This is a genomic window from Streptomyces sp. NPDC060064, from assembly GCF_042736455.1.
Lineage (GTDB): Bacteria > Actinomycetota > Actinomycetes > Streptomycetales > Streptomycetaceae > Streptomyces.
The window spans coordinates 1-3,973 of the sequence record NZ_JBHWWF010000100.1 but is presented as its reverse complement, the minus strand read 5'-3'; the positions used below and the strand labels follow the sequence as shown (position 1 = coordinate 3,973).

The window sequence follows — 3,973 nt, the reverse complement described above, 5'->3', positions numbered from 1 at the left end:
GTTATCAACGGGGCCTGAGCCCCTCTCTTCTCTGTCTTCAACGAGCGTCACCGTGAGCGTTCTGCGTCGTTGATGCATTGCTATCAACGGGAGTTCTTCAACGAGACGGAACGACATCAGTGGCACACAGCTTGGCGGTCCGACCCGCGAACGGGCGGCGGACATGGACCGTGATCGACGAGAAGTACCGGACCGTCGCGCCGGTCGAGGAATGGCTGGAGGCCCATCGGCATCTTTGGTCGCCGAACACGGTCCGCGGCTATGCGACCTCGCTGGCCCAGTGGTGGACGTTCCTCGAACAGCGTGACGAGACCGGAAGGTGGGGCGATCTCGGGGTCCCGGCGGTCGCGGGGTTCCTGTCCTGGCTGCGCAACGGCCGCACCGTCGAGCACACCCTGGTCGAGCCCGAACAGGCCCCCGAGGCCGGGACATTGGAGGCGAGACTGGCCGCGCTGATCTCCTTCTACCGCTGGCAGGAGGCGGTCTTCTCGGTGCCGGTCGCAGGACGGCTCATGCGCGGGACACCGCGCCGGGGCCCGGCCCGGGGCCTGCTCGCGCACCTGGACGCCCGCACCGCTCCCGCCCCGTCCTCGCTGGTCAGGGTCCGGCGCCAGCGGCATCGTGGGCGCCCGCCGCTGCTGCTGCCGAGCGAGATCCAGGCGATCCTGGACGGCTGCGCGATGCCGGACGCCACGGTCGGCGAGTGGGCGGGCAACCTGCGCGACCGGCTGCTGTTCGCCTTGCTCGCGGAGACCGGCATGCGCCTGGGCGAGGCTCTCGGCCTGCGGATCTGCGACTTCGTCATGGGCCGCGGCTCCACTCCCTATGTCGAGATCGTGCCGCGCGAGGACAACACGAACGGGGCGAGGGTGAAGATGATGCGCCCCCGGCGGGTCTATGTCGGCTGTGACCTGGAGCGACTGTTCGCCGACTACCTCACCCACCTCGCCTGCCGGGCCGCCGTGTTCGGCATCGAGGTCGATGCCGGCTCGCCGTTGCTGGTGAACCTGGAGCGGCCGCCGCTGCTGGCCGCCCTGCGCGAGGGCACAGTGCGAGACAAGGTGTCCACCCTGCGCAAGAAGCGCATCGGCCCTGCCTCCTGGACGCCGCACTGGTTCCGCCACAGCCACGCGACCGCGCTGCTGCTGGCCGGGACGCCGGAGTGGGTGGTCTCACGCCGACTCGGGCACGCACACGTGCAGACCACGCTCGACCTCTATGGCTGGGTCCGCGAGGACGAGGCCCTGCGGGCCGCGGCGAACTGGAAGTCGTACATCTCCGCCTGGCAGGTCGACGATGGCCGGTGAACAGCGTCATCTGCACGCGGCCGGCGACGAGGATCCGTTCTGGCGGCTCTGGCGGGAGCTGCCCGAGCCCTGGAAGGGGCCGGTGATCGGCGACGGCATCGACGACTGGGACCGGATCACCGAGAACGGCGACCGCCGCATCGACCTAACCGGTCTGCCCGACCTGATCGCCGCTGAACTGGCCTGGATGGCGCACTGGCAGGCGATGGACGGGACCCGCTCGTCGGTGCTGGGCACCAACCAGTTCGCGAACATCCTGCGCCGCGCGATCCGCGACAACCATCCCTTCCCGCCCTCGATCCGGGCCATGGACTGGGAGACGGCGGCCGCCTTGCAGCGGTGGTTCTATGCCACCCGCTGGGGCCGGCTCATTCCCCGCGGCAGCGTCGCCCGGCTGCGGGTGATCTTCCGCTTCAGTCGCCTCGCCCTGCTCGCCCGCTGTTCGGACGGGCCCTGGTGGACTCTGGACGAGTGGCACCCGCGATGCGACCCGCGCATCCCGCTGGCGGAGCACGAGCCCCAAGCTCACTACGGCTGTTCACCTTCGAAGATCGTGCATTCATGGCTGCGGGAGGCGGTCAAATGGTGGCTTGGCACCCAGATGGAAGCGGGCGTCCTGCGCTGGACGACCGTGAGTCAGGACAGGATGCAGGACATCTTGCGCTTCGACCGCTGGCTGAACACCTTCCCTGACCCCGTGGATGTCCTGGGAGATCCCGCTCACGCAGTCCAACTTGCCGCCGCCTTTCGGCGCTGGGTCTCCGACCCTGCCAACCGCATTCAGCGCGAAAGCGACCAGCGGTTCGCCCACAAATCCGTCCACCCGCGCCAGATCAACGACGACCTACGGGCCGTCGCCGAGCTGTTCGCATTCGTCGCGGCCAACCCCGCCGAGGCTCGCCAGGTCCTCGGACCACACCCGTGGTCCCGGGTCACGGACGCGCATGCGGCTGGCTGGTTCCGCCAGGTCTCCCGCATCCCGCACCAGCGCGAACTCAACGACGAGCACTACGTCGACGACCACGCCCTCGCGCAGATCCCCGCCGCCCTGCCCCTGCTCGGGCTCGCCCGCGACGAGCAGATGCTTCTCACCTGTGGCGACGGACAGCAGGTCACCGCCCGCGGCTTCGACGACCCGCAGGCCATGCGCATGATCCTGCTGCAGATCCTCACCGGGAGGCGGGCCAGCGAGATCCGCACCAGCCGCTTCGACTGCCTCTCCCCGGTCCCCGACCGAGCCGTCGACGCCGCCGAAGGCGAACAGATCGCCCGATTCCACTACGCACAGAGCAAGATCGACATCGCGCCGGACAACATCCTCGTCGACGCCGAGGTCGTCGCGGTCATCGAGGAACAGCGGCAGTGGCTCCGCGACCGCTTCCCAGACATCGTCCCGCGCCACCTGTTCCTGCAGCGGACCGGCAACCGGCAGGGCGACAAGCCCTACCCGTCGGGCACCTACAACTGGATGCTCCGCGAGTTCAGCAAGATCGTGAAGATCACTGACAGCAAGGGCAAGCCCGTCGGACTGAGCCACACCCACCGCGTCCGTCACACCAAGCTGACCCGGCTCGCCGAACTCGGCCTGCCTGTCCACGTGTTGATGCGTTATGCCGGGCATGCAACCCCGTCGATGGCGATGCGCTACGTCGCCGCCCGCCAAGAACACGCCGAGCAGGCATTCCTGGCCACCGCGAAACTGAGGGCGGACGGCACCCACGTCACCTTCTCCCACGACGATCACGACAGCCTCCACCTGTTCAATCGGGCCGACCGGTTCCTGCCCCACGGGTGGTGCCTGCTGCCGCCGCTGCAGACCTGCGACAAGGGAAACGCCTGCCTGACCTGCTCGGTCTTCGTCACCGACGCATCCCACCAGAACGCGTTGGAACGGCAGCTGGCCGAGACCGAGGCCCTGATCAACCGCAGCACCACCGCGTTCCAGGAACGGCACGGACGTCCGATGCCCGAGGACAACGTCTGGCTGCTGCAACGGCGGGCCGAACACGCGGCCCTCACGAAGCTGCTGGACACCCTCCGTTCCAAGCCCGGACGCGCCGTCCAGGGCGCCGGCTGCGGCGCCGCCCCCACCGGCCCCGTTCCGCTCACTCTCGACCTCGACCGTCACCGAAGGACCCGGTCATGACCGACGACGCTCGCGCCAAGCGCACCCAGACACTCGCCACCGCCGCGAAGGCCAAGTCCCACGCCAAGACCGCCGCGGCCGAGAAGGCGATCCGCAACCTGGTCAAACGCGGTGAGTCGATCACGTTCCAGGCCGTCCAGCGCGAGGCCAACGTCTCCCACGCGTTCCTCTATAACCACCCTGACCTGCGAGGACGCATCGAACGACTCCGGGCCCAAGCCCGGCCGGTTCCCGCACCGACGCCTCCGGCCGACGAGCAGAGCACCCTCGTCCTCGCGCTGACCAGTCAGATCACTCGTCTGAAGAAGCAGCACCGAGAAGAAGTACAGGCACTGCGAAACGCGCTCGAACAAGCCCACGGCGAGAATCTCGACCTCCGACGCGAACTCGCCCGCCGCGGCGGAAATGCCCCCGTTCCACAGGCTCGAACCATCGGCCCCTGCTGACCACGCTCCATCGATCGAAGAACCGTCTTGAGCTGCAACAACACGCTCAGATCGCGAACGAACCGGCGATAACG

General features: G+C 68.5%; 3 protein-coding genes. All 3 read left to right on the top strand.

Going from position 1 to position 3,973, the window contains the following annotated elements; all coding sequences use genetic code 11:
* Positions 1–170: 170 nt before the first annotated feature.
* From ACFWDI_RS40875 to ACFWDI_RS40865, 3 genes are read left to right on the top strand one after another with little or no spacing between them, the layout of a single operon-like run.
* Positions 171–1,307: a tyrosine-type recombinase/integrase gene (locus ACFWDI_RS40875; protein WP_385312169.1), complete on the top strand. Its 1,137-nt coding sequence runs from the start codon at positions 171–173 to the stop codon at positions 1,305–1,307.
* Positions 1,297–3,453, top strand: a complete 2,157-nt coding sequence (locus tag ACFWDI_RS40870; RefSeq protein WP_385312167.1) for a tyrosine-type recombinase/integrase — start codon at positions 1,297–1,299, stop codon at positions 3,451–3,453. Before ACFWDI_RS40875 ends, ACFWDI_RS40870 begins: the two co-directional genes overlap by 11 nt.
* Positions 3,450–3,899 (top strand): DUF6262 family protein, encoded by a 450-nt coding sequence (locus ACFWDI_RS40865; protein WP_385312165.1) that lies wholly within the window; start codon positions 3,450–3,452, stop codon positions 3,897–3,899. The genes ACFWDI_RS40870 and ACFWDI_RS40865 overlap by 4 nt, the downstream gene beginning before the upstream one ends.
* Positions 3,900–3,973: the final 74 nt, after the last annotated feature.

What these genes read in the sequence shown, in the direction of transcription:
- ACFWDI_RS40865 (WP_385312165.1), top strand. Translation starts at nt 3,450, where the DNA reads ATGACCGACGACGCTCGCGCCAAGCGCACCCAGACACTCGCCACCGCC.
- ACFWDI_RS40870 (WP_385312167.1), top strand. Translation starts at nt 1,297, where the DNA reads ATGGCCGGTGAACAGCGTCATCTGCACGCGGCCGGCGACGAGGATCCG.